Here is a 969-nt window from a genome sequence, read left to right on the forward strand (position 1 = left end):
GTATGCCTTTGATGACTTGGTGGCGTGGCTGGCGCGGCAGACGTCCAGGAGCGCGGTGTGCGGTTTGTTGCGGATCTCGTGGCGCACGGTGGGGCAGGTGATCGCTCGGGTGATGGCCGATGCCGACGCCGCTGGTGGTGATCGGTTGGGTGGGGTGCGGCGGATCGGGATCGATGAGGTGTCGTATCGGCGGGGGCAGCGGTATTTGACCGTGGTGGTCGATCACGACACGCGTCGGCCGTTGTGGATCGCGCAGGGTCGGGACAAGGCCACTTTGGCCCGGTTCTTCCAGCAGTTGGGGCCGCAGCGGTGCGCGCAGATCGCATTGGTGTCCGCGGACGGCGCGGACTGGATCTTCTACGCGGTGGCCGAGTACTGCCCGAACGCCAAGCTGTGTTTGGACCCGTTCCACGTGGTCGCCTGGGCGGGGAAGGCGTTGGACGAGGTCCGTGCGCAGGTGTGGTCGGCGGCTCGGAAGGTGGGGCAGAAGGCGGTGGCCGCCGAGATCAAGGGGGCCCGGTGGGCGTTGTGGAAGAACGCCGGCGATCTGAACGGTCGGCAACAGGCCACGCTGGCCCGGATCGCCGCGACGAACCGGCCGTTGTACCGGGCGTACCTGCTCAAGGAGCAGTTGCGGCAGGTGTTCGCCCCCGGCGGTGAGGAACGGGTCGAGTTGCTGGATGAGTGGCTGGCCTGGGCCGCGCGTAGCCAGCTCAAACCCTTCGTGGAACTGGCCCACCGGATCCGGACCTACTTCCGGCAGGACATCATCAACACCCTGGTCTACCGGATGTCCAACGGCATCCTGGAGTCCACCAACACCAAGATCCGACTCCTGACCCGGGTCGCGTTCGGGTTCCACAGCGCCGACGCCCTCATCGCCATGATCAAGCTTCATCTCGGCGGCTACCACATCGATCTACCCGGCCGCGGCCATCCTGCCTAACCCACACATCAGGCAGGAGAGCC

1 protein-coding gene is annotated in these 969 nt (G+C 66.5%); it reads left to right on the top strand.

Translation table 11 applies throughout. The features are described 5' to 3' along the window. Positions 1-946 (top strand): ISL3 family transposase (locus tag V6V89_RS41480; protein ID WP_334625236.1); only part of this gene is annotated, 946 nt, incomplete at its 5' end. Between the last annotated feature and the right edge of the window lie 23 nt (positions 947-969).

Origin of the sequence: Micromonospora sp. CPCC 206061 (genome assembly GCF_036906915.1) — a bacterium.
In the GTDB taxonomy this organism is placed as follows: Bacteria; Actinomycetota; Actinomycetes; order Mycobacteriales; family Micromonosporaceae; genus Phytohabitans.